The organism is Mucilaginibacter lappiensis, assembly GCF_050433765.1.
GTDB lineage: Bacteria > Bacteroidota > Bacteroidia > Sphingobacteriales > Sphingobacteriaceae > Mucilaginibacter > Mucilaginibacter lappiensis_A.
This window is the reverse complement of sequence record NZ_JBNPWP010000005.1, coordinates 242,626-266,374: the sequence shown is the minus strand read 5'-3', so window position 1 is coordinate 266,374 and position 23,749 is coordinate 242,626. Positions and strand designations below refer to the sequence as shown.

General features: G+C 45.6%; 30 protein-coding genes. 18 read left to right on the top strand and 12 right to left on the bottom strand.

Annotation, left to right across the window (positions count from 1 at the left end):
* Positions 1 to 9: 9 nt before the first annotated feature.
* Positions 10 to 423, top strand: a complete 414-nt coding sequence (locus M2273_RS17445; RefSeq protein WP_429399034.1) for a response regulator — start codon at positions 10 to 12, stop codon at positions 421 to 423.
* Between the two features lie 107 nt (positions 424 to 530).
* Here the strand turns inward: M2273_RS17445 and M2273_RS17440 are convergent, their stop codons facing one another.
* The 3 genes from M2273_RS17440 to M2273_RS17430 all read right to left on the bottom strand — a co-directional run bounded on the left by M2273_RS17440 (position 531) and on the right by M2273_RS17430 (position 2,332).
* Complete coding sequence (locus tag M2273_RS17440; RefSeq protein ID WP_429399033.1) at positions 531 to 764, bottom strand: KTSC domain-containing protein; 234 nt, start codon at positions 762 to 764, stop codon at positions 531 to 533.
* A 2-nt stretch (positions 765 to 766) separates the two neighbouring features.
* Positions 767 to 961, bottom strand: coding sequence for a hypothetical protein (locus M2273_RS17435; protein WP_429399032.1), 195 nt, complete (start codon positions 959 to 961; stop codon positions 767 to 769).
* Between the two features lie 150 nt (positions 962 to 1,111).
* Positions 1,112 to 2,332, bottom strand: coding sequence for a zinc-dependent alcohol dehydrogenase (locus M2273_RS17430; protein WP_429399031.1), 1,221 nt, complete (start codon positions 2,330 to 2,332; stop codon positions 1,112 to 1,114).
* Between the two features lie 105 nt (positions 2,333 to 2,437).
* On the opposite strand from M2273_RS17430, the gene M2273_RS17425 reads away from it, so the two are divergent.
* Together M2273_RS17425 and M2273_RS17420 are read left to right on the top strand one after the other, a co-directional pair.
* Entirely contained in the window at positions 2,438 to 3,988 is a 1,551-nt protein-coding gene (locus M2273_RS17425; RefSeq protein ID WP_429399030.1) for an FAD-dependent oxidoreductase, read from the top strand.
* Complete coding sequence (locus M2273_RS17420; protein WP_429399029.1) at positions 3,981 to 4,430, top strand: hypothetical protein; 450 nt, start codon at positions 3,981 to 3,983, stop codon at positions 4,428 to 4,430. The genes M2273_RS17425 and M2273_RS17420 overlap by 8 nt, the downstream gene beginning before the upstream one ends.
* Here M2273_RS17420 and M2273_RS17415 read toward each other — a convergent pair.
* Entirely contained in the window at positions 4,404 to 5,150 is a 747-nt protein-coding gene (locus M2273_RS17415; RefSeq protein WP_429399028.1) for a DUF72 domain-containing protein, read from the bottom strand. The genes M2273_RS17420 and M2273_RS17415 overlap by 27 nt on opposite strands.
* Complete coding sequence (locus M2273_RS17410; protein ID WP_429399027.1) at positions 5,143 to 5,988, bottom strand: SDR family oxidoreductase; 846 nt, start codon at positions 5,986 to 5,988, stop codon at positions 5,143 to 5,145. Before M2273_RS17410 ends, M2273_RS17415 begins: the two co-directional genes overlap by 8 nt.
* A 93-nt stretch (positions 5,989 to 6,081) precedes the next feature.
* On the opposite strand from M2273_RS17410, the gene M2273_RS17405 reads away from it, so the two are divergent.
* The 4 genes from M2273_RS17405 to M2273_RS17390 all read left to right on the top strand — a co-directional run bounded on the left by M2273_RS17405 (position 6,082) and on the right by M2273_RS17390 (position 10,499).
* A complete protein-coding gene (locus M2273_RS17405; RefSeq protein WP_429399026.1) occupies positions 6,082 to 7,128 on the top strand; it encodes a glycoside hydrolase family 130 protein in 1,047 nt (348 codons plus the stop codon).
* A 194-nt stretch (positions 7,129 to 7,322) separates the two neighbouring features.
* Complete coding sequence (locus M2273_RS17400; RefSeq protein WP_429399025.1) at positions 7,323 to 9,164, top strand: PAS domain-containing sensor histidine kinase; 1,842 nt, start codon at positions 7,323 to 7,325, stop codon at positions 9,162 to 9,164.
* Between the two features lie 278 nt (positions 9,165 to 9,442).
* A complete protein-coding gene (locus M2273_RS17395) occupies positions 9,443 to 9,829 on the top strand; it encodes a response regulator (protein WP_429399024.1) in 387 nt (128 codons plus the stop codon).
* A 166-nt stretch (positions 9,830 to 9,995) separates the two neighbouring features.
* Positions 9,996 to 10,499, top strand: coding sequence for a DUF892 family protein (locus M2273_RS17390; protein ID WP_429399023.1), 504 nt, complete (start codon positions 9,996 to 9,998; stop codon positions 10,497 to 10,499).
* A gap of 58 nt (positions 10,500 to 10,557) precedes the next feature.
* On the opposite strand, the gene M2273_RS17385 is transcribed toward M2273_RS17390, so the two are convergent.
* The 5 genes from M2273_RS17385 to M2273_RS17365 are packed head-to-tail and all read right to left on the bottom strand — an operon-like array spanning position 10,558 to position 13,299.
* The gene (locus tag M2273_RS17385) at positions 10,558 to 10,716 is read right to left on the bottom strand and encodes a lmo0937 family membrane protein (RefSeq protein WP_429399022.1); all 159 of its coding nucleotides are present in this window, start codon (positions 10,714 to 10,716) and stop codon (positions 10,558 to 10,560) included.
* Positions 10,717 to 10,739: 23 nt separating this feature from the next.
* The gene (locus M2273_RS17380; protein ID WP_429399021.1) at positions 10,740 to 11,897 is read right to left on the bottom strand and encodes a DUF892 family protein; all 1,158 of its coding nucleotides are present in this window, start codon (positions 11,895 to 11,897) and stop codon (positions 10,740 to 10,742) included.
* A 25-nt stretch (positions 11,898 to 11,922) separates the two neighbouring features.
* On the bottom strand, positions 11,923 to 12,084 hold the full coding sequence (locus M2273_RS17375; RefSeq protein ID WP_429399020.1) for a myosin N-terminal SH3-like domain-containing protein: 162 nt from the start codon (positions 12,082 to 12,084) through the stop codon (positions 11,923 to 11,925).
* A 4-nt stretch (positions 12,085 to 12,088) separates the two neighbouring features.
* Positions 12,089 to 12,346, bottom strand: coding sequence for a hypothetical protein (locus M2273_RS17370; protein ID WP_429399019.1), 258 nt, complete (start codon positions 12,344 to 12,346; stop codon positions 12,089 to 12,091).
* A gap of 11 nt (positions 12,347 to 12,357) precedes the next feature.
* Entirely contained in the window at positions 12,358 to 13,299 is a 942-nt protein-coding gene (locus M2273_RS17365) for a manganese catalase family protein (RefSeq protein ID WP_429399018.1), read from the bottom strand.
* A gap of 198 nt (positions 13,300 to 13,497) precedes the next feature.
* Here M2273_RS17365 and M2273_RS17360 point away from each other — a divergent pair, with 198 nt between their 5' ends.
* The 4 genes from M2273_RS17360 to M2273_RS17345 all read left to right on the top strand — a co-directional run bounded on the left by M2273_RS17360 (position 13,498) and on the right by M2273_RS17345 (position 17,879).
* Complete coding sequence (locus M2273_RS17360) at positions 13,498 to 15,708, top strand: hypothetical protein (protein ID WP_429399017.1); 2,211 nt, start codon at positions 13,498 to 13,500, stop codon at positions 15,706 to 15,708.
* A gap of 53 nt (positions 15,709 to 15,761) precedes the next feature.
* Positions 15,762 to 16,223 (top strand): low affinity iron permease family protein, encoded by a 462-nt coding sequence (locus M2273_RS17355; RefSeq protein WP_429399016.1) that lies wholly within the window; start codon positions 15,762 to 15,764, stop codon positions 16,221 to 16,223.
* A gap of 3 nt (positions 16,224 to 16,226) precedes the next feature.
* Positions 16,227 to 16,427, top strand: a complete 201-nt coding sequence (locus M2273_RS17350; RefSeq protein WP_429399015.1) for a DUF2252 family protein — start codon at positions 16,227 to 16,229, stop codon at positions 16,425 to 16,427.
* A 675-nt stretch (positions 16,428 to 17,102) separates the two neighbouring features.
* Positions 17,103 to 17,879: a polysaccharide deacetylase family protein gene (locus tag M2273_RS17345; protein WP_429399014.1), complete on the top strand. Its 777-nt coding sequence runs from the start codon at positions 17,103 to 17,105 to the stop codon at positions 17,877 to 17,879.
* Between the two features lie 344 nt (positions 17,880 to 18,223).
* On the opposite strand, the gene M2273_RS17340 is transcribed toward M2273_RS17345, so the two are convergent.
* A complete protein-coding gene (locus M2273_RS17340; RefSeq protein ID WP_429399013.1) occupies positions 18,224 to 18,370 on the bottom strand; it encodes a hypothetical protein in 147 nt (48 codons plus the stop codon).
* A 38-nt stretch (positions 18,371 to 18,408) separates the two neighbouring features.
* Between M2273_RS17340 and M2273_RS17335 the strand changes: the two genes are divergently transcribed.
* Positions 18,409 to 18,531 carry a hypothetical protein gene (locus M2273_RS17335; RefSeq protein WP_429399012.1) on the top strand — a complete coding sequence of 41 codons (123 nt, stop codon included), beginning with the start codon at positions 18,409 to 18,411 and terminating at the stop codon, positions 18,529 to 18,531.
* On the opposite strand, the gene M2273_RS17330 is transcribed toward M2273_RS17335, so the two are convergent.
* A complete protein-coding gene (locus M2273_RS17330; protein ID WP_429399011.1) occupies positions 18,500 to 18,793 on the bottom strand; it encodes a hypothetical protein in 294 nt (97 codons plus the stop codon). The genes M2273_RS17335 and M2273_RS17330 overlap by 32 nt on opposite strands.
* 191 nt (positions 18,794 to 18,984) lie before the next feature.
* Between M2273_RS17330 and M2273_RS17325 the strand changes: the two genes are divergently transcribed.
* The 6 genes from M2273_RS17325 (at position 18,985) to M2273_RS17300 (ending at position 23,527) form a co-directional block, all read left to right on the top strand.
* The gene (locus tag M2273_RS17325) at positions 18,985 to 19,266 is read left to right on the top strand and encodes a hypothetical protein (protein WP_429399010.1); all 282 of its coding nucleotides are present in this window, start codon (positions 18,985 to 18,987) and stop codon (positions 19,264 to 19,266) included.
* Positions 19,267 to 19,389: 123 nt separating this feature from the next.
* The gene (locus tag M2273_RS17320) at positions 19,390 to 19,830 is read left to right on the top strand and encodes an Hsp20/alpha crystallin family protein (protein ID WP_429399009.1); all 441 of its coding nucleotides are present in this window, start codon (positions 19,390 to 19,392) and stop codon (positions 19,828 to 19,830) included.
* 276 nt (positions 19,831 to 20,106) lie between these two features.
* Positions 20,107 to 20,493: a response regulator gene (locus tag M2273_RS17315; protein WP_429399008.1), complete on the top strand. Its 387-nt coding sequence runs from the start codon at positions 20,107 to 20,109 to the stop codon at positions 20,491 to 20,493.
* Positions 20,494 to 20,623: 130 nt separating this feature from the next.
* Entirely contained in the window at positions 20,624 to 21,679 is a 1,056-nt protein-coding gene (locus M2273_RS17310) for a fatty acid desaturase (RefSeq protein ID WP_429399007.1), read from the top strand.
* Positions 21,676 to 21,954 (top strand): circadian clock KaiB family protein, encoded by a 279-nt coding sequence (locus M2273_RS17305; protein ID WP_429399006.1) that lies wholly within the window; start codon positions 21,676 to 21,678, stop codon positions 21,952 to 21,954. The genes M2273_RS17310 and M2273_RS17305 overlap by 4 nt, the downstream gene beginning before the upstream one ends.
* A 106-nt stretch (positions 21,955 to 22,060) precedes the next feature.
* Complete coding sequence (locus M2273_RS17300) at positions 22,061 to 23,527, top strand: sensor histidine kinase (RefSeq protein WP_429399005.1); 1,467 nt, start codon at positions 22,061 to 22,063, stop codon at positions 23,525 to 23,527.
* Positions 23,528 to 23,749: the final 222 nt, after the last annotated feature.

The following is a 23,749-nucleotide window of genomic DNA, read 5'->3' as shown; positions in this document are numbered from 1 at the left end:
GGAGAATCTATGGAAACTATTATTATCCAGGACACTGAAAAAGATATTTTGGACATCCTGACCACCGCTCTTGAACTCGAAAATTTTAAAGTTTTTACTGTTATGGACGATGAAACCAACCTGTTGGGCATGATCGCCAAATTTCGCCCACACGTCGTAATCCTCGACTACCGCCTGGAAGGGACGGACTGTATACGGATCTGCCGGGAAATAAAAGCCCGCCACGCGCACTTGCCGGTTGTTGCAATGAGCTGCAACAGTAATATAAATGAAGTATATGACCGGGAGGGTTTTGATGATTATATTGAAAAGCCCTTTGATCTCGACCATTTATACGAAGTGCTGCGGAAACATATACCTAAACACGAAAAGCATTCACAAGTATGTGCCAACGGTCAACCAGACATCATCAGTGAACGGTAAGCAGAGCAGGCCCCATTACTGCAGAATCACTTTATTTCGATATCGGCAATCAGGGCTAGCCTTTGGAGCGTCGCAAAGAAGTTTATTCTAATTATCGCCAATAAGCCTCAGGACTGATCGAATAGATTTCTTTGGTTCAGCCCCGGCGTCACTTCTTTAAATGGATACTTATTTTTGATATGTCGGTTAAACCAGATGCCTTTGACCATGGTAGCACGCATCTCTTTAAATACCTTTTCAGGAATGTCTAAATAATGATATACTTTCCCCGAATGGTAACGTACCTCCAGCGTTTTGGTAACGGGATCGTAATGATAGGCAGCGATAACAGCAGATGGCATAATTAAACTTCTTTATCCGGTTTTTCATCAGGATGTTCCTCGAAATACTGCCGAGCCTTTTTCAAACCGGTTGCAATGGCAATGCCTTCATCGTGGCTATCCTTTAATACCTCATTAGCTATTTCTACGGCTTTTTCCCGCAGGTATTCCGGTTGGTTCTTGTAGGATGGCGGATAATCGCCATTATACCAGGGCATAGTTCCTCCTTTTTTAAAAATAACAGTTTTTCACAGAAAAAGTTTAAACCCGAATTGTCGCCGGATAATCTTCCTGCACATTGAGTCTAAGTAAGTTCAAAAAGAACCAGTTCACAGCGTTGAACGGGGCTTTCATTATTGTTCAGATCTTTATCTGGAAGCGGCGTCCTCAATCTTAACGGGTTCGGTATTGTCGGTTGGCTTTTGCTGTTCCCAGGGTTTCAATACCACCTTCACACAGTCCTCTTCTTTTTTATCAAAGATCTCGTAACCATGGGTAACCTCGCTTAATGGCAGGGTATGGGTTATGATGTCATCCAGTACCACTTTTTCTTCCTTGACGAGGTCAATTAAATGGTCGATATAATTCAATACTGGTGCCTGACCCATTTTCAGGGTGATGCCTTTATCGAATAAACGGTGCAATGGGAAATTATCATAAGTTGAACCGTAAACTCCCATGATGGATACGGTACCCATGCGGCGCACAGCCTTAAATGCCATATCCAGCACTTTCATACTGCCCACCTCGAAATTGAACAGAGCTTTAGCTTTATCCAGCAGATCGCGTTCGGGCTCAAAGCCTACGGCATCTACGCATACATCGGCACCACGGCCACCAGTCATTTCACGAATGGCTTCAACTACGTCCACTTCATGCGGGTTCAGGGTATCTGCCTTGTTTACTGCTTTGGCTTTTTCCAGCCGATAGTTCAAAGGATCAATAGCGATCACACGACTTGCGCCGTTGATCCAGGCCGCTTTCTGTGCCATCAGGCCTACAGGGCCTGAGCCGAAGATTGCTACCACCTCGCCGCCTTTTAACTGCGCCCAGTCTATAGCCGACCAGCCGGTAGGGAAAATATCCGTCAGAAATAATACCTGCTCATCGGTCATATCATCAGGTACTACACGCGGACTGATATCGGCATAAGGAACCCTTACATATTCCGCCTGCCCACCGGAGTAGCCGCCATACAGATCGGTATAGCCAAAAAGAGCCGCGCCTTTTTGGTCAGCCATATCACCGTCAGGGCCGTAATGTTTGTAATTGGAATTTTCGCACGCCGGCGATGCATCATGCTGGCAGAAAAAGCAATGCCCGCAGGAAATAGGAAATGGTACAACAACGCGATCACCCTTTTTTAGTTTGGTCACGCCCTTTCCAACCTCTTCCACGATGCCCATAAACTCGTGGCCCATGATCATGGGTTTGGTTTGCGGCACACCACCGCTCAGGATATGCAGGTCGGAGCCACAGATCGCTGTAGAAGTAACTTTTAAAATGACATCGTTATCCTGTTCCAGACGAGGATCTTCAACGGTATCATAACGGATATCGCCGGGTTTGTGAAACACTGCTGCTTTCATAGATAGTTTGGTTAGTATGTATTAATTTAACTTAAAGTAAATTTTTTTGTTTCGTGATTTATGAGATAAATGCAAACAGTGGCCCGCCAGTTTTGTATTAAAGTAATGGTAACAAAAAATGATCCTATCATCGCCCGCGACGGGGCGCTACAAAGTCCCTGGCAAGCCGGTTTAAATCCAGGCGGTCGGCAAAACCTGTTCCAGGCAGACGCAGTTTATGACGTCCTGGTCATTGGCGCTGGTATTACCGGGATGACCGCCGCGCTGCTGTTGCAGAACGCAGGTCGTAAGGTGCTAATTGCGGATTCGCACACACCAGGTTTCGGTACCACCGGCGGTACGAGTGCGCACATAAACACCTTTGCCGATACGACGTATAAAGAGGCGGAAAGCGCCTTTGGCAAAGAAGGGGCTCAGGTCTTCGCCGATGCCGTCAATGAGGGTTTTGGCCTCATTAAAGCCAATATCAGGACTTACCGGATCGATTGTGACTTTGAACCCAAGACGGGTTATGTTTATGCCGAGGATGATGAGCAGGCTGATCAGTTGGATGACATTTATGAAGGAGCGAAAGCCGTTGGTGTTTCCTTGAACTACACCATTGAGGTACCAACCCCTTTGGCTTTCCAGACGGCTTTGGAGTTTCCGGGGCAGGCGCAATTTCACCCTTTGAAATATCTGCAGGCGCTGGCTTCAGCCTTTACTGTTGCCGGCGGCGTTATAATGGAAAATACAAAAATTGAAACGCTCGAAAAAGAAGCAGATATTCATGTTGGCCTTGCCGGGGAAGTGCAGGTAAAGGCCCGCAATATCATTTATGCAACACATATTCCGCCGGGGATCAATTCCTACAGCCTGCGTTGCGCACCGTACCGGAGTTATGTATTAGGCGTTAAATTAAAAACTGATACTTACCCTGACGCGCTGGTTTATGATATGCAGGAACCTTATCATTATTTCCGGACGCATGTAATTGGGGGGGAGAAACTTTTGATTGCCGGTGGCAATGATCATAAGACAGGTCATGACGACCCGGAGGCCGCCTTCGCTGACCTTGAAAAATATGTGCGGAAACATTATAACGTTTCATCGGTAAAATACCAATGGTCAAGCCAGTACTATGTACCGGTAGATGGCTTCCCTTATATAGGGCAAATGCCTGAAGCATCGAAAGGTGTTTTTTGCGCTACCGGTTATAACGGCAACGGGATGATGCTGGGCACTATCGCAGGCAAAATATTAAGCGATCTGATACAGGGTAAAGCAAGCAAGTATGAAAAGATCTTCAGCCCGTCAAGGTTAAAGCCGCTTGCTGGATTTACCGCTTTTGTACAGGAGAACGCGGATGTCGCATATCATTTTGTGGCAGATCGTTTTAATATCCATGAAACGGATTCGCTGAAACGCCTGCAGCCCGGCACCGGCAAAGTTGTAGAGGTGGACGGCAAAAAAATTGCCGCTTACCGGGATGATCAGGGAGAGATCTTCGCGCTCAGTCCTGTGTGTACCCATGCGGGTTGTATCGTGAATTGGAACGGTGAAGAGAAAAGCTGGGATTGTCCGTGTCATGGTGCGCGATACGATATTCGCGGACAGGTATTGACCGGACCAGCAGTACTTCCTCTTAGAACATTAGACCTGGAAAGTCATGAATAAATCAGCCAATACCCTATTATCGGCTACAGCCGGAACAACGATGATGACTTTATTCAGTTACCTCGCATCGCTTGCAGCAGATAAAAATTTCAGCGAACCTGAACACCTGGGTACAATGATCCACCGGCTGTCGCCAGGCACCTCGAAAAGACAGAGCCAGTTAGCCGGCTGGGGCGCCCATTATGCAGTAGGCGTATTATTTGTGCTGGTCTACCGGGAACTTTGGCAAAGCGGAAAGATCAAAAGGAATTTACGCAACGGCATCATCCTGGGCGCGCTCAGCGGCACATTGGCCGTAGGTGTCTGGAAAGCAACGCTGAAAGCGCACCCTGCACCGCCATGGATTGACTTTACCAACTATTATATTCAACTGGTGCCGGCTCATATCGTATTCGCGGTGTGCGCGACGCTGACCTCAAGGTTGCTGGACGAGCGCATTTAGCGTGATCAGGTTCTGCACAGCTTCGCCCATGGTATTATTGAAATAAGCATAAACCGTTTTGCCTTCTTCCTGCCACTCGCGGATGTACGTACTGTATTCGGTTAATACATCGTCGGGGTAACTGCCGCGGTATTTTCCGCCAGGACCGTGAAAACGAAGGTATACCGTGTCGCTTATGGCATATTGCAGCGGCGTGGCAGAAGCCGGGATATCTTGAATAACGATACTGAGTTTATTCGATTCAGCAAATTGAAGTAGTTTATCTGTATACCAGGAAGAGTGGCGGAACTCCAGCGCTATTTTCCACGTTTTTTCCGGATCAGCGTTTTGCACACAGCCAATCAGATGCTTTAGCTGCGGCATCAGGTTAACTTTGGCCGACGGCGGCAGCTGAACGAGCAAACAGCCTTTACGGGCTCCAGCGCTGTTGATCGCTTCCATAAAGCGGATGATATCAGCCGGGTTAAATTCCAGGCCTTTTTCATGGGTTATCCCGCGCCAAAGCTTGAAGGTGAACCGGAAACCATCCGGCACGTTCTCGGCCCATTTAGCAACTGTTTTAGCCTGGGGTATTTTATAAAAAGACGAATTGATTTCAATACTGTTAAACAGGGAGGCATAGTAACACAATCTGCTTTTTTCTTTAAAAGCGGGAGGATAATGTGTTTTATTCGGCACAGGTAAGACCAGGCCGCTTGTGCCGGCATAATAATTAACCATTGACCACTTCACCGCCATTCACATGGATGACCTGTCCTGTAATAAACGAGGCATCGTCAGACGCCAGGAAAACATAGGCCGGACCCAGTTCAGATGGTTGCCCGGCTCTTTTCATGGCTGTTTCTGAACCAAATTCTTTGATCTTTTCCTCAGTAAATGTAGCCACAATAAGTGGTGTCCAGACCGGGCCGGGCGCCACAGCGTTTACCCTGATGTTTTTCTTAACGATATTGGTCGCCAATGAACGGGTAAAAGAAGTGATCGCTCCCTTAGTGGAGGAATAATCAACCAGGTTTGGCGAGGAACGATAGGCAGTTACCGAAGTGGTATTGATGATACTATCGCCAGGCTTCATAAATTCCAGAGCCTCGTTGGTAAAATGAAAATAAGCGAAAATGTTGGTGCGGAAGGTATCCTCCAGTTGCTTTTCATCGATGGCTTTAGGGTCCTTTTGTGGTAACTGCATGCCTGCATTATTAACAAGTATATTAAGTTTGCCCAATTTTTTTGCCGTTTGCTGTACCGCTTTTTTGCAGAAAGCAGCTCTTTTGACGTCGCCCTTGATCAGCAGGCATTGCCTGCCTTCCGCTTCAACCAGCTTTTTGGTTTCTTCGGCATCTATATCTTCGTTCAGGTAAACAATAGCGATATCTGCACCTTCGCGTGCGAAATGAACGCTGACGGCGCGGCCGATGCCGCTGTCACCGCCGGTGATCAGGGCAACCTTGTTCTTCAATTTCCCTGAACCCTGGTAGCCGGCTTTGATGTATTCGGGTGCCGGATCCATTTTGGCTTCGATGCCGGGCTGCCGGTTTTGTTTTTTGGGTGTCTTGGTCATGGCTTTGCTTTTTTATACAACCGCATTTGTTACTTATAGTTTTTCAGTTTTACTGTAGTTAAAACAGTGGCCTTGCTTTGTTGTTGAATTAGAATGAAAGACATCGCCCGGCGTTTTCCGGAAAATCCACTGTTACTCCCCAAAGACCTAAAACCAAGCGGTGATGGTTTGCAGATCATCAGCTTGCTTAATCCGGGCGTTTTTCGTTTCGCTGGTAAAACCTGGCTGTTGGTCAGAGTTGCCGAGGGCGTAGCGCAAAAGGAAGGTGTGCTCTTTTTTCCCGCACTGAATGCGACCGGTAACACCGAGATCATCGAGGTGCCGCTGAACGATCCGGATCTGATCGCTACCGACGCGCGGGTAATCAGTTACAAAGGGCTGGATTACCTGACCACCATTTCTCACTTACATCTTCTATTTAGCGAAGACGGCGTGCACTTTACCGAACCCGAAGGCTATGCTTCTTTGTTCGGGCATGGCTATCTGGAAAGGTTTGGTATTGAAGACTGCCGGGTGAGCCAAATAGACGATACCTATTACCTGACCTATACTGCCGTATCTGATAGTGGTGTTGGCGTAGGTTTACAAACAACCAAGGACTGGCAGCATTTTGAATCTGGCGGGATGATCCTCCCGCCGCACAATAAAGACTGTGCGATATTTGAAGAAAAGATCAACGGTAAATTTTATTGCCTGCATCGCCCCAGCAGCAGGGAGATCGGAGGTAATTATATCTGGCTGGCGGAATCCCCGGACGGGCTGCATTGGGGCAATCATCAATGTTTGATCAAAACCCGGTTAGGATTATGGGATAATGCCCGTGTCGGGGCCGGCGCAGCACCTATCCGGACAGCTCAAGGCTGGCTGGAAATTTATCACGGCGCTAATATGGAACAGCAGTACTGCCTGGGTGCCTTTTTAATGGATATCAATGACCCATCAAAAGTGATTGGACGCACGACAGAACCGATTATGGTGCCAACAGAAACCTACGAGCTGAGTGGGTTTTTTGGTTACGTGGTATTTACCAATGGGCATGTGGTAGATGGCGACACGTTAACGATATACTATGGCGCTGCAGATGAGTTTGTCTGCGGCGCGCATTTTTCGATCAGCGAGATCCTGGATGCCCTAAATTGATTTCGATAAAAGTAAAGTAACGAAAAATGCCAGCCGCCAGATCAAGTTGAAATAATTGAAATATATCAAGGTGGTCCTTTACATCCATCAAACAATTTCGTTTTTGATTGTTGTACTATCATACAATTCCTATTCAGCAGTTCGCTTAAGCTTCTATCCACTTACCCGTAGCCGTTTATTTAGGCTTATATGCTATGACAGATAATGAAAAAATACAGGCGCTGGAGCTCCGTGTGGCCGACCTGGCCGATTTTATTGAGCAGGGAGCTATGCCATTGCACTGGGTAGATGGCAACGGCATTATTATCTGGGCCAATCAGGCAGAACTGGAATTACTGGGTTATACTGCTGAGGAATATCTCGGCCAGCCCATTGCCCGCTTCCATGCAGATCAAATGGTTATTGGCGATATATTAAAACGGTTAGCTGCCGATGAAACCATCGCCAATTACCCGGCGCAACTCCTCAGTAAGGATGGCGGCATCAAGCGTGTGCTGATCAATTCCAATGTCAAACGCGAAAACGGCGAATTCATCCATACCCGTTGCTTTACGCGCGATGTATCGGCTATGTTTGATGAAGAAAAGCGGATGGTTGAAGTGCTGCGTGAATTGGAACAAAGTGAAGCAAGGCTAATTATGGCGATGGAATCGACGGGGCTGGGCACCTGGGATTACAACCCGCTCAGCGGTCAGCTAACCTGGTCCGATCAATGTAAAAAGATCTATGGCCTGCCATTGGGCGATACAGTGGATTTTGATACGTTCTCTCAACATATATATTCCGAAGATGTGGATCTTGTACAGCGGGAAATCCAACGGTCGATGGACGCGAACGGTGACGGACAGTATGATATCACTTACCGGATCACCCGCTTTGATGATCAAAGCCCGCGCTGGATCAGGGCACAGGGAAAGGTCTATCATAACCATGCGGGCCAGGCAGAGCGGTTTATCGGCACCGTGGTCGATATTACCGAAAGTAAAGTGGCGGAAGAAAAGAGCGCCGTGCTGGCCGCCATTGTAGCTTCATCAGATGACGCCATCATCAGCAAAAACTTTGAAAGTATTATCACCAGTTGGAACGATTCGGCGGAACGCCTGTTCGGCTATACTGCGGAAGAGATGATCGGCGAATCGATCCTCAAACTGATTCCGCCAGACCGGCAGGATGAAGAGCCACAGATCCTGTCCCGTTTAAGGCAGGGCGAAAGGGTGGAACATTTTGAGACCAAACGAATGGCTAAGGACGGGACTTTACTGGATGTTTCGCTGACAATATCGCCGGTCAGGGGACCGCAAGGGAACCTGATCGGCGTTTCCAAGATCGCGCGGGATATTACCGACAAAAAGCAGGAAGAAATGCGGAAGAATGATTTCATCGCGATGGTGAGCCATGAATTAAAAACGCCGCTAACCTCAATGAAATCTTACTTGCAGGTGTTATTGAGGATAGCCAAAAAAGAAGGCAGCTCCTTCCAGCTTAACGCGCTTGCCCGGGCGGAAAGCCAGGCCAAGAAGATGAGCGTGATGATCCATGATTTTTTAAACCTGGCCAGGCTTGAAGACGGCAAGATCGCCCTAAATAAAACTTTATTCGATTTGCACCCACTGATTGAAGAGATATCGGCCGAAGCGCCTTTCCTTACCTCCAGTCACCAGGTCAAGTTGGTAGACTGCGAAAATATATACCTGGAAGCTGACCGGGACAAGCTCGGGCAGGTGCTGAATAATCTATTGAGCAATGCCATCAAATATTCGCCAAAAGGCGGAAGCATTGTGATTGGCTGTGAAAAGCTGAATAAGCAGGTGAAGATATTTGTAAAGGATGAAGGCGTGGGTATTAGCGCCGAGGATCAGAAGCGCCTGTTCGAGCGTTTTTATCGTTCTAAAGATGAAAGGATCAAGACCGTATCAGGTTTTGGTATTGGGCTCTACCTGGTTTCGGAGATCCTGCGTTACCATGGAAGCGAGATTAAAGTTGAAAGTGCGCCGGGGGCCGGGGCTACGTTTTATTTTGTAATGGACTGCACGTAAAAAGCTGCCTATTACTAACAGCCCTGTAAAAACACATTCACATTAAATTTTATTTTGTCTTTTAATTACAAGTAAGGTCAAACTACGATGTAATTAACTAACATTGAAGTAAATAAGGTAAAAAAATAGGATATTCCGAACAAATTAACGATCTTTAAGATGTATGGATTGAGGACCTGATCCCGGTCGACTTGCGAAGATGGGCATTGCTACCGTTTTTCCGCGCGACTTTATCGCTTTCAGCTTTTTAAGCTTATCACCATACTGAAAGCGTTACCATGAAAAAGATCTTGTTGTTAGACGACAACCTGGATATTATTCAGATTGTTGAAGAAGTGCTGACTTACGAACAATTCCATGTTCAATCGACAACCAAAAGTGCCGAATTTGTATCTATAGCCGAGAAATACCGTCCTGATCTCTTTTTGCTGGATTTTCGTCTGAACGATGGTAACGGCGGCGATTTGTGCCGGGCGCTCAAGGCGCATACTTCGCTGAAGCATATCCCCGTCATTATATTTTCTGCTTACTTCAGTCCGAATGTCGATTTCAGTGATTTTGGTTGCGACGAGGTGATCAGCAAACCGTTCGACCTCGACGTGCTTGTCCAAACGGTGCAGCGGCTAATTGAACAAAGCATGCCAGCGAATAGCGAGAATTCCTGACTGTCTTTCGATATGGTTCTCTGCTCAACCCCTGATCACTTTCGAAGCCTTTTTCAACTATGCATAAAGAAGCAGGCTATTTAGCTTAACCCCGTTAAAGTATTACCTTTCTAACACCATTATATTACAATCTTTTCTAATAACTATCAACTATCTGCCCACTAATATGGATTCACAGAATCAATCGCTAAACATTATTACGTTGCGTACTGTTTTTATTGAGCAACTCAGTATCCTTTACAACGCAAAGGTTAGTTTAACCAACCGCCTTCCGCAATTAGTCAGCCAAGCTACCTTTAAGAATCTTAAAATGGCATTAGAAGAGGATTTCGACGACACAAAAAGGCAGATGATCGCCCTTAAAACGATCTTTAAGTTAATGCAGGAATCCTGGCTAACCCACAGTTGTTTAGGCATGAATGCTGTTATCGAAGAAGCACATAAACAAGTGACCTTTAATCAGGATAAACATTTTGAAAGCGATATGTCCATCCTGTTTTATATGTCGGTGATCGAAAATTTACAGGTGGGAGCCAGCCAGATGCTAAACATGATGGCATTAAAACTCGCCTATCAGCCTTACGCCCAACTTGTCGGTGAATGTCTGGATTTAGTCGAAGACAATGCAAGCCTTTTCCACTATGTTGCAGAAGAATATTTACGGAGTTAAGAGGCGGATAGCAATTCTAAAGTGCCCGGCTTGCATGGCAAACCGGGCTCATTTATTTTTATACTACCGTGGTGTCCTTTCTCAGGAAACCCAATATCAGGGAGATCACGGCGATCACCAATAAAATATGTATTAAGCTGCCCGCTGCATAGGCAAAAGTTCCGATAGCCCATCCTATAATAAGGATAACTGCTATGATGTACAAAATTGATCTCATGGTTATATGTTTTTTATAGATAATTATTCCTCAGCTGATTCAGTGCTGGCTTCGTAATTAGCCTGGCTCTCGGCAATCTCTGTTAATTTGGCGTCTGCTGTTTTTTCTTCACCCAGCGTCAACACAAATAATTCAGCAATTTCATAATAACCCAAAGTTTTAGCCAGTGCGATCATACCACCATAAGAAGCTATCTCATAATGCTCGGCTTTTTGCCCGGCAAATATCAGCCCTACATCGCGTTGCGCGGTACCTTCTTCTGTCGCGCTGATGATCTCATCACCTTCATCTGTTATCCCTGCCATAGCTTCGCATTTCCGGCTTTCGGGCTCCAGACCCAGGATAGCGAAAACTTGTTCCAAACGTTGAACATGGGTTTCCGTTTCCGACAAATGCATTTCAAAAGCATTCTTCAGTTCAACAGAAGTCGCTGCTTCGGCCATATCCGGCAGGGTATCCACCAGTTCACGTTCGGCCCAAAGCAGGTCTTTTAATTCATTTACAAAAAACTCCATCAGTTTGGAATTACCACTGCCGGTTTCTTCCCATTCTTCTTCCTGTTCAATACTTTCCGGCTCTGGCGTATAAGCCGCTTGGTTTTGGTATTCTCCGGCCGCACCCTCGTACGATGGCTGCTCTGTAAATTGCTCCTGTTGTTCCTGGTAGGCAGGTTCTGCGGATGCTACCGTGTTTTTATCGCTTTGTTCATCATCGTTATCGGATGTCTCCACCTGGTCGCGTAAAGATTTGATCAGGTCATGACCTTCATTAATGCCTTGCTGCTGTCTTTGTAAAACTTGCGTAAGTTCAAACTCCATTCTGTTCTCCGGATCCAGCGCATCGCGGTAAGCAGCTTTAGCCGCATCTTCGCCGCGCTCGCATTCGTTCAGTACAGCCAAAAGATCATGGCCGGTAAAAGTGGCCTTGATGTCTATCCAGGCGCGGTGCAGATCGCCAGAGGTACTGGTGCCTTCGGCCGGTTCGATACCGTATTGCTGCGCAATATCGGTTAGTTCAGCAACATATTGCTGGCTTTCGCCGGCCAGTTTATTGAAAACGGCTATCAGGCCGTTGTCGTCATTTTGCAGGTCGGCGCCCGCTTTTTCAAAACCGGCTACGCGGTCGTTATTGATCTTGATGAGGTCATTGATCACATCAATCGCTTTTTCAGATATTTCCATAGGTATTTATTTTTTAATTGATTTTTTAACCGGCATTACTGTCATCCTCTACTTGATCCGAAGGAAATGTTACGGTCGAACCATTATCCAGTTTAACTACTACCTTGTCTCCGATAAGTTCAACCACCTCGCCCGATCCATCAGGAGAAGTGATCCGTTGGCCCTTTGGTAAAAAAGTACTATCCATCAGTTTACTGGTTTTTGATATGGCCGGATGGATCTGCATTGCCCTTAGCCTGACCAGATTTAGGCCGTATTTTAGCAGAATCCTGACGATCCTTGTTAATTGTAGATGTATCCCTGATTGGAGGCCCTCCTGCTTTAGTAACACTGGTCGTATCCTGGCTGCCACCTATTTTTTTCTGACTATCGTGCTCATTGCAGGACGCCATGATCAACGGCAATGAAAAGGTCATCACTAAGCCATACAATTTTTTTACACGTTTCATCTTGATTGAGGTTATGTAGTTACAGGTTCGTAAGTGCTCCATTGCGCAGTGCCTTTTGGCTCTGCATTTTTTACTTCGGCGCTTTTTACCGCGCTCATTTCTTTGTCCAGCTTATCTTTGGCTTTCAATTCTTTGCTGAAGTCCTGCGGCAATTTGGTTTGCCCTTCGGTTTCCTCCACTTGCACTATAGGATTTTCCACAAAAATCCATTCCTTGCCAATGCCCGGCATCTCGCCCTGGTTCCATGGACCGCGCACGGCGCCATCGGATAGATTGAACGCCTGCTGCGTAAAACGTGGATCAGCCGCTAATACGCCCGGCGGGAAATTCGGCTGGATAGTTTCCAGCGCCGCCTCGAACATTTTATAGTGGGCCACTTCACGGGTCATCAGGAACGATAATGTTTCGTGGATATATGGATCATCGGTAAATTTCATCAGGTGTTCATAAACCAGCTTGGCTCGTGATTCGGAGGCCAGGTTACTGCGCAAGTCGACAGTCAGGTCCCCATTGGAATGGATATAGGATGCACACCAGGGAATGCCCTGGCTGTTGCGCGGGGTTACACCACCGCCGGTGATCATCACAAACTGTGGATTAGCGGTAAGTGCTTCATGGATAATGTTTTCCTTAGCCGCTTTGCCATTCATTACCTGCATGATCTCGGAATTGTCGGCGGCATCTTTTAACTCGCCATTGATCCCTTTTAACAACATCTGTATAGTAGCACCTACAATTTCGAGGTGACTGAATTCTTCGGTCGCGATATCCATGAGCATATCGTATTTGTCCGGGTGTGGCACCTTCGCGCCAAATGCCTGGGTGAAATACTGCATGGCCGCGGCCAGTTCTCCATTTTCCCCACCGAATTGCTCCAAGAGCAGGTTGGCAAAACGCGGATCAGGGCGGGATACCCTTGCATTGAATTGTAAATCTTTGACGTGGTGAAACATAATTTTACGTTTTAGTGGTGAACTTTTTCATATACAATTTCCATTCCAAAACTATGCTTTGAATTAAATAAATAATTTTATAAGAAAATTAAAACAATTTGATTTACGGCACAGTTTATGACTTACATCTTTTATTGGCGCTAACCGCAGCGTTCACGGCGTATTAAAGTTTTGTTTAACGATTAAATTTTTTTTACAATGAATGCAACCTCAGCCTGGCTATTGACTGTGAATAAAAAACTGAACAGTCCTGACCTTACCGCCGTTTACCAACAAGATAAAGCGGGCTATTCCTTTAAAGTTTTTTTGATCGACGATTCCTGCTGGCTGGTTGCCTCCTGGCCGAAGCGGAGCCGTATAGCCTTTCGGCTGGCTTATTCCCCCAACGACAAGCTCGACCTGAAAAAGCTGGTGGAGAAGGACGAAAATATTACCTTTCGTATCACATCGCTGATGGGTGAGTACGAGGCTGTTGTCCGGTTACCCGCTGGAGAAATCCCCGTACTGCGCTTAACCACAACGTTGAAAACGGCAGCGCCGGTTTTGTTCCCTTACTGGCCGCGCGATATTGTGCCGCTTGGTGCAGCAAGCAGTGATATTTTAGCTGACGGCGAGATCAAAGTGAGCCAGGTGGGTACCCGTTCGGGGCAGCTCTATTTTAGCCTAACCAGGCCAAAGGCAGGCTCAGTGCTTTACTTGCAAAACCTGACCGCACTGGTAGATTATAACCAGGATACGGAAACATCGGCAGGCAATACCGTTGGAGGCGAATGGCCGGAGATTGGCTTTGCCCTGCCGCCGACTTTAAAAAACAAACCCTTAGTAGCCGGTAAAAGTTACGTTTTGAGTGATGCCTTTATCGCTTTCAGCGAAGAGGTGCCAGTGGATGAAGCGGCAATGGTGCGGCAATATCTCGACCTGCTTTCAACAGTTTATCTGGCTTTGCCCAAGCCGGCAACTAATTACCAGCCCTGGCCGGAGATTCTGCAAAAGGGCTTAACCGACCTGCAGGAAAGCCCCGGTTGCTGGAACCAGGTTGATGGCCATCATTATCTGAATGCTTATGTATGCGACTATGCAACCCCGCCGGAGATCATGGTGCAATTGGCGGTGCTATTGCCCTTGCTGGATTATGTAGAATGGAATGATTCGCAACTGACAGTGATGAAGAAGATCAAGGATGGCCTGCCTGCCTTTTATAACAAGGAGTTGGGCACCATTATGCGCTGGCATCCGAAGGTTGCAGATTCCATGGAAGGTGAAGAAGAACACAAAAAGCCTATGGTGATGGATTCCTGGTATTTACAGCATCCCCTGCTCAATCTTTCCCGCCTGGCTTTAAAGGGTGATAAAGTAGCCGAACAGCTGTTTTTGGATTCACTGGAATTCGCTATTAAGGTAGCCCATCATTTCAATTATAAGTGGCCGGTATTTTATAAAATGGATACCCTCGAAGTGATCAAAGCGGAAACACAACCGGGCAAGGGCGGCGAAAAGGATGTGCCGGGCTTATATGCGCATGTGATGCTACAGGCCTGGGAACTGACAGGTAACAAACGTTATTTGGCTGAGGCTGAAAAAGCTGCTTTAAAATTAAAAGGTCTTGGATTTGAATTATTTTATCAGGCGAATAACACTTCCTTTTCGGCTGGCGCTTTATTACGTTTATATAAGATCACTAAGAAGGAAGTCTATAAAGAACTCAGTTATCTCTGCTTGGCAAATGTGTTCAAAAATGTCAAACTTTGGGATTGTGACTATGGCTATGGAAAAAAATATCCGTCCTTTTTCGCCCTGTTTCCGCTGAACGATGCGCCTTATACGGCCGTTTACGAGGAACAGGAAGTTTTTTGCGCTTTTCACGAGTATCTAAGGCATGCTGAGGGCGAGGCTATCCTGCCATCCGCCCGCCTGCTATTAGCGGAGTATATCCGTTTCCTGGTGGACCGGGCGGTATACTATTATCCCACCATGCTACCCCAAGAAATGTTATCCGATGAGGTGAAAACCGGTGAGGTCGACCCGAACCTTTGGATCGCGCTGGAAGATATGCACGACGGTTGGGAAAAATCCGGGGAGGTTGGTCAGGAAGTTTACGGCGCAGGAAACTCATTTGGAATTTTACCACGTCACTACATGCAGGTTGAGGGACAGACTTTCCTGATCTATACCGATTACCCGACTTATGGCTTTTCGCCGAAAAAACATAAGCCGGCCAAATTCAAGCTGGCGGGTGATGCGCGGCTTAATGCCCGTTTGCTTTTGGTTAAGACGGACAAAGGCAAGATGCCGGAGTTTTCGGTTAGACTCAATAGCCTTAAAGAAGATCTAAAAGCGACGAAAACAAAAGATGGCCATCTGGAATTTACGGTGCCCGGCGACAGTGATATTTTGATTAACTGGAAGTAATGACCGGTTCAAAAAAATGCCGGTAGAATGCAAGCGAATTACACATAAAAGCAATGAAAAAGAAGATTAATTTATTTGAGCGGTTCTCCAATTGGGCAACGAATGCGACAGGCAGTTCTGCTGCGTTTATTATTGCCGCTGCTGTTATAATTCTTTGGGCGGTAAGTGGCCCTTTGTTTCATTATTCCGAAACCTGGCAGCTGGTAATCAACACGGGCACTACTATTGTCACCTTCCTAATGGTTTTCCTGATCCAGAAATCGCAAAATAAAGATTCCAAGGCGATCCATTTGAAACTGAACGAGCTACTGGCTTCTCACGAAGGCACCAGTAACCGTATGGTCAACATCGAGGACCTGACAGAGGAAGAGCTGGACCATCTTTATAAATTCTACATCCGGTTGTCAGACCTGGCGCAAAAGGAAAATGACCTGACCCGTACGCATTCTATCGATGCCGCCGAGGAAAATCAGCGAAGGAAGTCGGGGAACCGTAAACCAGCTAAAATCAGCTAACCTATGTCTGAACTTTCCGAGCGTTTAAAAATCTTTAATGCTGGCCTGTTGCCTGAAAAAGTGCAGCTGAAATATGAAGCTATGGCTGAAAATACCTTTCGTTTTTACCGGGGTACCTGTCATTTGTTTTACGATGCCCTGGCCGATGCCGATGCCCTGCCACTCTCTCCGCTTGCAGGCCTGATTTGCGTATTCGTTATCTAGGGCATTTTCTCCAGTGGCGGTCTGGCGACGGCATATCTCCGCCACGAGATCAATAGTATAAAAACTTGTATCCGGCTAAAGGAGGGCATCCGCTTGCACATTACCGATACCCGCCTTTTTTGGAACGGAGATTCAGTAACAGGCATAGATACATAGCATAATGGCAGGAAATAGATGATGGCCTGCTAAATTTTACTAAATCAATTCTCGTTTTTCCCCGGGCGTTTACCTTTGACTTCGCTTGTTTTTCGACCTGTGGAACTATTTTTAGTCCCATTCTCCTCAATTTCGATAGTAAAAGCTGGCCTTTTTTAAAATAAATAATTGAAATTCAGTAAATCAAGCAGGTAAACATTTGTGCCCCTATTTCTAAACAACTGACTGCGTTACACCATGTAATTTTAACCTCTATAAAAGCGGTATAAGATCAATAACCTCCGTATGCTTGTTGTCCCTTAATGTTCCACGCATAAAAACCAATTTTATCATGGATCGCCTTAATATCTCAATTATTATAAATTAACAGTAAAAACAAACAAAAACGATGACGTACTTGGTGTTAAAAATGGAGGCTTTCGCGACCTTTATGGTCGCAACCCCGCTATCAAATGAAATACCGATCTCCGTAAGTGCACTCTCTTCTTAAACATATTAACATCAAACAAGTAGCCTTTTATGAAAAAATCTATCTTCTTTTTATTAATCATTATATCACTTATTACCAGTGCACAGCAAACTAAGCATAAAAAAGCCACTATTGTGCTTACATATGATGATGGTTTACCTTCGCAGCTAAATGTAGCTATTCCCCAGCTTGATTCGGCGAACCTTACCGCTACATTCTTTTTAACCGGAAACATGACGGAAACTTCATTGCCCCTTTGGCGCCAGGCAGGTAAAAAAGGGTACGAACTGGCAAACCATACCCTATACCATCCTTGCCTGCTAAACGTAAAGTCAAATCCTGCCGAGAATTCGGCCAACTATACGCCATATATCATGGTGCGCGAAATAAAGGAAATGAACACGCTGCTTTTCGCTCTCGACGGCAAAATGGGGGGCCGCACCTATGCCTACCCATGTACAGAACTTGAAGTTGGCGGCCTAAACTATGTTGACACCCTCCGTAAAACAGGGCTTATTAAATACGCCCGCATAGGCGGAGGTCCTGATGCGGTGATCACTGATTTTAAGAATCTTGACCCCTTAAAAGTACCCTCGTGGGGCGTACCAGGTAACCAGGTAACCGGTGATGACCTGATAGATTTCGTGAAGAAAGTACAGCAAAGTGGCGGCCTTGGTATTTTTATGTTTCATGGCATAGGCGGTGACTATCTGGTTACGCATGAGGACGCACACCGGCAACTCCTTAGGTATTTAAGCCAGCACCGAAATGAAATTGAAGTAACAACTTTTATAAAAGCTATGGACGAGATTATGGCAGCTAAATAATTATGCTATGAGCGGATAATATGAAGCTGCCTCGCTCCTAATTACCCATTAAACTTATACACAGGTTGGCAAAATACTGATCGTCAACTTCAACCATAAAGGGGGTGGCTTCGTTGGTTTTAAGATCCGGAAAAAGCGACCAGACATTCCCTGGTGGCTTTTCCGCACTGTTTGGTGTAAGCCGTCAGGCTTATTACTTAGCCCATTCTAATGTGGCAAGGACGAGCATCGCACATGCGGTTGTATTGGCTGGTTAATGATGATCTGTTCCCGGATGTGTTTAACAATATCAACTTTATTAACCAAGTTGTTTATGCTACAATCATGGCCTTGATTACGCCGTTCTACGCGTTAAGCCAGCTTTTAAATTCATCCGCCGCGTTGTCGAAACGCACTCGATGTGTGATATAATTTCCCGGCTGCACCAGCCCTTCTTTTATTGATGTGATCACATGTTCAAAGTCTTCCCCGGTTGCATTGCGGCTACTCATGAGCGTGTCCTCGCGTTTATGGCAGCATGCCTGAGGAAATGAAACAACGATTCCTCGGCAAAGCTGCTGACCTGGGTTTTGATATTAGTAAACTGCCATGGATGGACTATTTGCTGGTGAGCCTGCTGCTTACCCCGCTTGAATGGATAGAAAACCGATGAGGTGCTCTTCCAACAAGTCGGTGTTGTAATCCGAATCGATGGTTTGGATGCTAACGATTAGTTCATCATCTGTAACGGTAATGGTTAACGCCGGGCCTTCGATCACTTCGGGGAACATCACGTTAATTACATCATATACGTGCGCGTATTCAATGGCCAGGTTAGAACCCAGCTTTTCATTGATATAATTCGCAAATTCCGTTTTTAACAGGTCAAACAGCTTTTCTGCGCTGAGTGGTTTTACATTTTTAATGGTTGCCATAGGTTTACATAAGCGTTGGTAACGTTTTAAGTTTCATTGAGGGTCAGTTATATATTTTTATCCGTTATTTGGCACAGCATTCTATTCCGAATCACAGTTGAATAGGAGGCAGTAAACACACTGTCCAATTTGTATTAGTTTGATCGTATTGCAATTGTTTTAATTGGAATAGTGTTTGTACAGCGGGAATTATGAAAACGTTATTTCAAATATCACTGCACATTAAAACGCCGTCAGGATTTGAAACTTACGGCACTTTCGATCTGGGCGAAGACCGGCAACAGGCAACCGAAATTTTCAATCAGTTAAAGGGCACGCCGGATATCGCCCTTCATTCAGTCCTCTATATGGACCTGTCAGAGATAAGAGATGGTATTCCCATACCTATGGAAATCCGGCACTGCACCCTGGAAGATATCGCTTATAACGCGCGGATCATCACCCGAGATGTGTTTAAAAACCTGAGCCTCTGAAAACCTGACATTTTTCCTGTAATTTTTTCAGAGAGAAACTGTAATTTTTTTATCTTTTTGAAATTGGCATTTGACTTGTAAGAGGATGTATATAACATATTAAAACCCTAAATAGAAAGAGCCATGACACTGGTAAAATTTAACAACAACAAAGGAGCGAACGCATTATTGCCAGGCTTTAATGACGTTTTTGAATCGATCTTTAATGACACTTTTTTTAATGACCGCATGGTAGCCCGTGTGCCTGCAGTTAACATCAGCGAAACAGCGGACCATTACCATGTAGATCTTGCCGCACCTGGACTTAAAAAACAGGATTTCAAGATCAGCCTGGATCGTAACGTACTGAATATCGCCGTTGAAAACCAACCTGAAAACAGTAAAGAAAACAAACGTTACGCCAAACGTGAGTTTAGTTATTCCTCATTCGTTCGTTCATTCACATTGCCTGAACAGGCCGATCACAACCGCATCGAAGCGCGTTATGAAGACGGTATCTTAAAAGTAGATATCGCTAAAAAAGAAGAAGCGAAAATGGCGAGTCGCCAGATCGAGCTTAAATAACACAGTGCATTTATTATCGGAGGCGGGCGGGATTTTCGCCGGCCTTTTTTTTGCAGTTCACAGATTGTTTTGCCATATAGCCCTCAACCATATCTTTTATAGTTTCCGGAACAGCGACATCATTTCCAAAGGTCCAAATTCAACGATCATGTGTGGAAACAAAACAATTCCTTCTTTAATTGTTACTCTAATACATACATTCCTATTTCAATAGCGCACCGCTTAAGTTTCCACTCTCTTATCCTGCACATGTTTATTTAGGCAAAACGATTGTTTATGGCGAATAAACGCATTTTAATACTAGATGATAACGAAGCGATACTCGGTGTAGTAACGGAAGCGCTGGCTTACGAAAACTTTGAGGTCATGGATATTTCCTTTGGATACCAGTTGCTGGAAGCCATTACAGAATTTTTGCCGGATCTGATCCTGATGGATTACCGCCTGGCGGATACGAATGGCGGCGACCTATGCCGCCGCTTAAAAGGCGATCCTGAACACCGGCATATTCCGGTTATTATTTTTTCTGCCTATTTCAGCCCCAACGATGCCAATCAGCCCGCTAATTGCGACGGGATGTTATACAAACCCTTTGATCTGGAACAATTATTAAGGATCGTGCACCTGCATATCGAGCCTGCACCGATGAAACAATTCGGCTAATTCACCCCAAATTAATTTTTTTGAATTTTATTTTATTTTATTTCGGGCGGTAATTATTATTGCGGTTCGATTTAGAATACCATAAGGATTTATTTTAAAGTATAATTCATTATAACTTAAGTTTAACACCATGCCATTTTTAGATCATGTATTACAACGCCCGGCTTACGGCTGGCAGGACGGTCAGGGAAACCTGGTCAAACCGAATGCCGGACAGATCTTCCGGGAGTTTTTTTTGAGGCTGAATATTTTTAAAGACCGTAAGAACTGGCTGCCGTTTTTTAGCTGGCTAAAGGTGCTTTGCCTGGTACCTTTTTTTATTGTTTTCCTGGTCTTTTATCTGCACTGGTGGACACTGTTAGCAGCATTCCTGTACAGTATGGTCATTATGGGTACACATGGCACCATCTGGCACCACCGTTATTGTACACATGGTGCCTATAAATTCAGGAACGCGTTCTGGCGCTTCGTTACACAGAACCTGACCATTAATGTGATCCCCGAAGAGATCTATGTTATATCTCACCATGTGCATCACGCCAAATCGGATCAGCCGGGTGATCCTTATAATGCGCAAGCGGGTTTTCTTTATTGCTTTTTAGCGGATGTTAATCATCAGCCGATTGCTAAGGATCTGAGTGAGGCGGATTATAACCGGGTTAAATTACTGATGCGGCACACGGGTGTGGCCGCCAACAGCTATGAACAATATTTAAAATGGGGTTCTTATGTAAAACCGGCAAACGCGGTGCTGTCCTGGATATTAAACTGGTTGTTTTGGTACGCAGCTTTCTATTTATTAGGCGGTCATGCGCTGGCCTGTAGTTTATTCGGTGCCGCCGGCTTTTGGGCTGTCGGCGTGCGCACTTTCAATTATGAAGGCCATGCCAAAGGCGAAGACAAGCAAAGGGAGGGTGTTGACTTCAGTCAAAAGGATAAATCGATCAACCAGCTTTGGCCCGGATTCGTCGCGGGTGAATGGCATAACAACCATCACTTGTTTCCTAAAAGCGCGAGAAGCGGATTTAAACCACACCAGATCGACCTGGCCTGGTACTATATCAAACTGATGCATAAATTAGGTGCGGTCAGTAGCTACAAAGATTACAAAAAGCATTTTTACGAGCAGTATCATGATCCCTATTTGCAGTCAGGAATAGCTAACACTCAAACGTCATCGTTATGAAAGAGCAACATATTTTAACGCTTTATATAGCGGGGAAAACTCAAAAAGCGGTACGGGCCATTGAAAATATTAACCGTTACTGTGAGGAGCACTTGCAAAACAGCTACACCCTGGAGGTGGTCGATCTCAAGGAACACCCGGAATTGGCAGCCAGTGAACAGATCATTGCCATCCCGACACTGATCAGGAAGCTTCCGGCACCTATCAGGACCCTGGTTGGCGATCTGTCGGATAAGGAAAAGGTATTAGTCGGTTTGAACCTCAAACCAGCCTGAGGCACTAAGGTTGCTTACGGGAATTCAATAATTATAAAACAAATCGGAATATTTTTCTTTACCTGATGCATTTACCTTATTATAAACCCTGGGAGCGCCTTTAACAATGATAAAAATTAATAAATTGTTCCGTTTTTCCGCTGATCTGATCTGTACGATCGACGTTTCAGGTCGGTTCGTTGACGTGAGTGACGCAGCCCTCGGGATACTCGGCTATTTACCTTCAGAATTATCCGGACGGTCTTACCAAGATTTCATCATGCCGGCGGATCTTGCCTCCGCTACCGAAACAATTACTGAACTCCTGCGCGGGCAAAGCATGGTGCAGATACAAAACCGCTATATTCATAAAGACGGACATGCTGTTCCCCTGCTCTGGTCAGCTCAATATGATGAACAGGAAAAGTTGTTGTATTGCATTGCCCGTAGCGGGCAGGTGACGAAGCAGGCAGAATTTATGCGGTCATCACTGGAAGACAGTAACCTTCGCTACCAATATGTTTCGCGGGCCACCTCCGATGCGATCTGGGATTGGGATATTGTAAAGGGGACCTTATATTGGGGAGAAAATTTTGAAACGATATTCGGCTATCAACTTGCCGCAGTTCAGCCGGGAATTGAGTCCTGGACAGCACATATTTATCCCGATGATGCCGGTCGCATTCTGAAAAGCATTTACGCAGTGATCAATGGCTCGGAAACGAATTGGAAGGAAGAATACCGCTACCAAAGGGCGGATGGTACATTTGCGGATGTTGTGGATCGCGGTTTCGTAATCCGCGACATGTCGGGTGTGGCCACCAGGATGGTCGGCGCGATGCATGATATCAGCGAACGCAAGAAAGGGTTGAAAGAAATGAAACGTGTAACCGACGACCTTTACAAACATAACCGGGAGCTACACGAATTTGGTTATATCGTTTCCCATAACCTGCGGTCACCAGTTGCCAATATTATGGGGATAGCTAACCTGATGGAAACGGAAAAGGACGACCCCGAAACGATTGCATATTGTGTGAACAATCTTAAAAGTTCAATTTCCAGACTGGATGAGGTGATCAAAGACCTGAGTAAGATCCTCAGTACCACGGACAGTTCGGTGGACCTGATCTCTGAACAGGTGGACCTGGCTGAAACGGTCCGGAACATCAAAAAAGACCTGTCTGATAAAATCACAAGAAGCCACACCCGGATCGATATTACACCCGGCACTTTTTGCATCTATTCCCATAAAGCGTATATCTACAGTATCTTTTTTAACCTGATAAGCAACTCCATTAAGTACAGGTCTGACGATGAACCGATCATTGATATTCATTTGTCGCAGGATGAAGAAAGTGTATTTATCAAATTTACGGATAATGGCTGCGGTATCGATCTTGAACGGCATGGGGGAGATCTGTTTAAACCGTATAAGCGGTTCCATACCCATATTGAAGGCAAAGGGCTTGGCCTGTTTCTGGTGAAGAGCCACGTTGAAGCATTGGGTGGTGAAATCAGTTTAACAAGCGCGGTCGGTAAGGGTACCACCTTTACGATCAGTTTGCTAAAAGACGAATTGCCGCTCCCTTAATTCGATTGGATGGTGAATTAAACAAATTGCCTTTTCCCAATTCACTTTCGGCTCAGTCTTACCGCTATGGCGCTTAATGATCTTGACACATAAAAAACTTGAAGTCTTTTCTGTCACCTTACTTTACACCCGGTAATGCGAGAAAAAAAGCTTTCGAGGTGTATGGCGTCATACCCAGTATTTGCCAAATAGGAGCTTTTTTTAGTAAATGAACGGATCAAG

What these genes read in the sequence shown, in the direction of transcription:
- M2273_RS17445 (WP_429399034.1), top strand. Translation starts at nt 10, where the DNA reads ATGGAAACTATTATTATCCAGGACACTGAAAAAGATATTTTGGACATC.
- M2273_RS17440 (WP_429399033.1), bottom strand. Translation starts at nt 764, where the DNA reads ATGCCATCTGCTGTTATCGCTGCCTATCATTACGATCCCGTTACCAAA.
- M2273_RS17435 (WP_429399032.1), bottom strand. Translation starts at nt 961, where the DNA reads ATGCCCTGGTATAATGGCGATTATCCGCCATCCTACAAGAACCAACCG.
- M2273_RS17430 (WP_429399031.1), bottom strand. Translation starts at nt 2,332, where the DNA reads ATGAAAGCAGCAGTGTTTCACAAACCCGGCGATATCCGTTATGATACC.
- M2273_RS17425 (WP_429399030.1), top strand. Translation starts at nt 2,438, where the DNA reads ATGGTAACAAAAAATGATCCTATCATCGCCCGCGACGGGGCGCTACAA.
- M2273_RS17420 (WP_429399029.1), top strand. Translation starts at nt 3,981, where the DNA reads ATGAATAAATCAGCCAATACCCTATTATCGGCTACAGCCGGAACAACG.
- M2273_RS17415 (WP_429399028.1), bottom strand. Translation starts at nt 5,150, where the DNA reads ATGGTTAATTATTATGCCGGCACAAGCGGCCTGGTCTTACCTGTGCCG.
- M2273_RS17410 (WP_429399027.1), bottom strand. Translation starts at nt 5,988, where the DNA reads ATGACCAAGACACCCAAAAAACAAAACCGGCAGCCCGGCATCGAAGCC.
- M2273_RS17405 (WP_429399026.1), top strand. Translation starts at nt 6,082, where the DNA reads ATGAAAGACATCGCCCGGCGTTTTCCGGAAAATCCACTGTTACTCCCC.
- M2273_RS17400 (WP_429399025.1), top strand. Translation starts at nt 7,323, where the DNA reads ATGACAGATAATGAAAAAATACAGGCGCTGGAGCTCCGTGTGGCCGAC.
- M2273_RS17395 (WP_429399024.1), top strand. Translation starts at nt 9,443, where the DNA reads ATGAAAAAGATCTTGTTGTTAGACGACAACCTGGATATTATTCAGATT.
- M2273_RS17390 (WP_429399023.1), top strand. Translation starts at nt 9,996, where the DNA reads ATGGATTCACAGAATCAATCGCTAAACATTATTACGTTGCGTACTGTT.
- M2273_RS17385 (WP_429399022.1), bottom strand. Translation starts at nt 10,716, where the DNA reads ATGAGATCAATTTTGTACATCATAGCAGTTATCCTTATTATAGGATGG.
- M2273_RS17380 (WP_429399021.1), bottom strand. Translation starts at nt 11,897, where the DNA reads ATGGAAATATCTGAAAAAGCGATTGATGTGATCAATGACCTCATCAAG.
- M2273_RS17375 (WP_429399020.1), bottom strand. Translation starts at nt 12,084, where the DNA reads ATGGATAGTACTTTTTTACCAAAGGGCCAACGGATCACTTCTCCTGAT.
- M2273_RS17370 (WP_429399019.1), bottom strand. Translation starts at nt 12,346, where the DNA reads ATGAAACGTGTAAAAAAATTGTATGGCTTAGTGATGACCTTTTCATTG.
- M2273_RS17365 (WP_429399018.1), bottom strand. Translation starts at nt 13,299, where the DNA reads ATGTTTCACCACGTCAAAGATTTACAATTCAATGCAAGGGTATCCCGC.
- M2273_RS17360 (WP_429399017.1), top strand. Translation starts at nt 13,498, where the DNA reads ATGAATGCAACCTCAGCCTGGCTATTGACTGTGAATAAAAAACTGAAC.
- M2273_RS17355 (WP_429399016.1), top strand. Translation starts at nt 15,762, where the DNA reads ATGAAAAAGAAGATTAATTTATTTGAGCGGTTCTCCAATTGGGCAACG.
- M2273_RS17350 (WP_429399015.1), top strand. Translation starts at nt 16,227, where the DNA reads ATGTCTGAACTTTCCGAGCGTTTAAAAATCTTTAATGCTGGCCTGTTG.
- M2273_RS17345 (WP_429399014.1), top strand. Translation starts at nt 17,103, where the DNA reads ATGAAAAAATCTATCTTCTTTTTATTAATCATTATATCACTTATTACC.
- M2273_RS17340 (WP_429399013.1), bottom strand. Translation starts at nt 18,370, where the DNA reads ATGAGTAGCCGCAATGCAACCGGGGAAGACTTTGAACATGTGATCACA.
- M2273_RS17335 (WP_429399012.1), top strand. Translation starts at nt 18,409, where the DNA reads ATGAAACAACGATTCCTCGGCAAAGCTGCTGACCTGGGTTTTGATATT.
- M2273_RS17330 (WP_429399011.1), bottom strand. Translation starts at nt 18,793, where the DNA reads ATGGCAACCATTAAAAATGTAAAACCACTCAGCGCAGAAAAGCTGTTT.
- M2273_RS17325 (WP_429399010.1), top strand. Translation starts at nt 18,985, where the DNA reads ATGAAAACGTTATTTCAAATATCACTGCACATTAAAACGCCGTCAGGA.
- M2273_RS17320 (WP_429399009.1), top strand. Translation starts at nt 19,390, where the DNA reads ATGACACTGGTAAAATTTAACAACAACAAAGGAGCGAACGCATTATTG.
- M2273_RS17315 (WP_429399008.1), top strand. Translation starts at nt 20,107, where the DNA reads ATGGCGAATAAACGCATTTTAATACTAGATGATAACGAAGCGATACTC.
- M2273_RS17310 (WP_429399007.1), top strand. Translation starts at nt 20,624, where the DNA reads ATGCCATTTTTAGATCATGTATTACAACGCCCGGCTTACGGCTGGCAG.
- M2273_RS17305 (WP_429399006.1), top strand. Translation starts at nt 21,676, where the DNA reads ATGAAAGAGCAACATATTTTAACGCTTTATATAGCGGGGAAAACTCAA.
- M2273_RS17300 (WP_429399005.1), top strand. Translation starts at nt 22,061, where the DNA reads ATGATAAAAATTAATAAATTGTTCCGTTTTTCCGCTGATCTGATCTGT.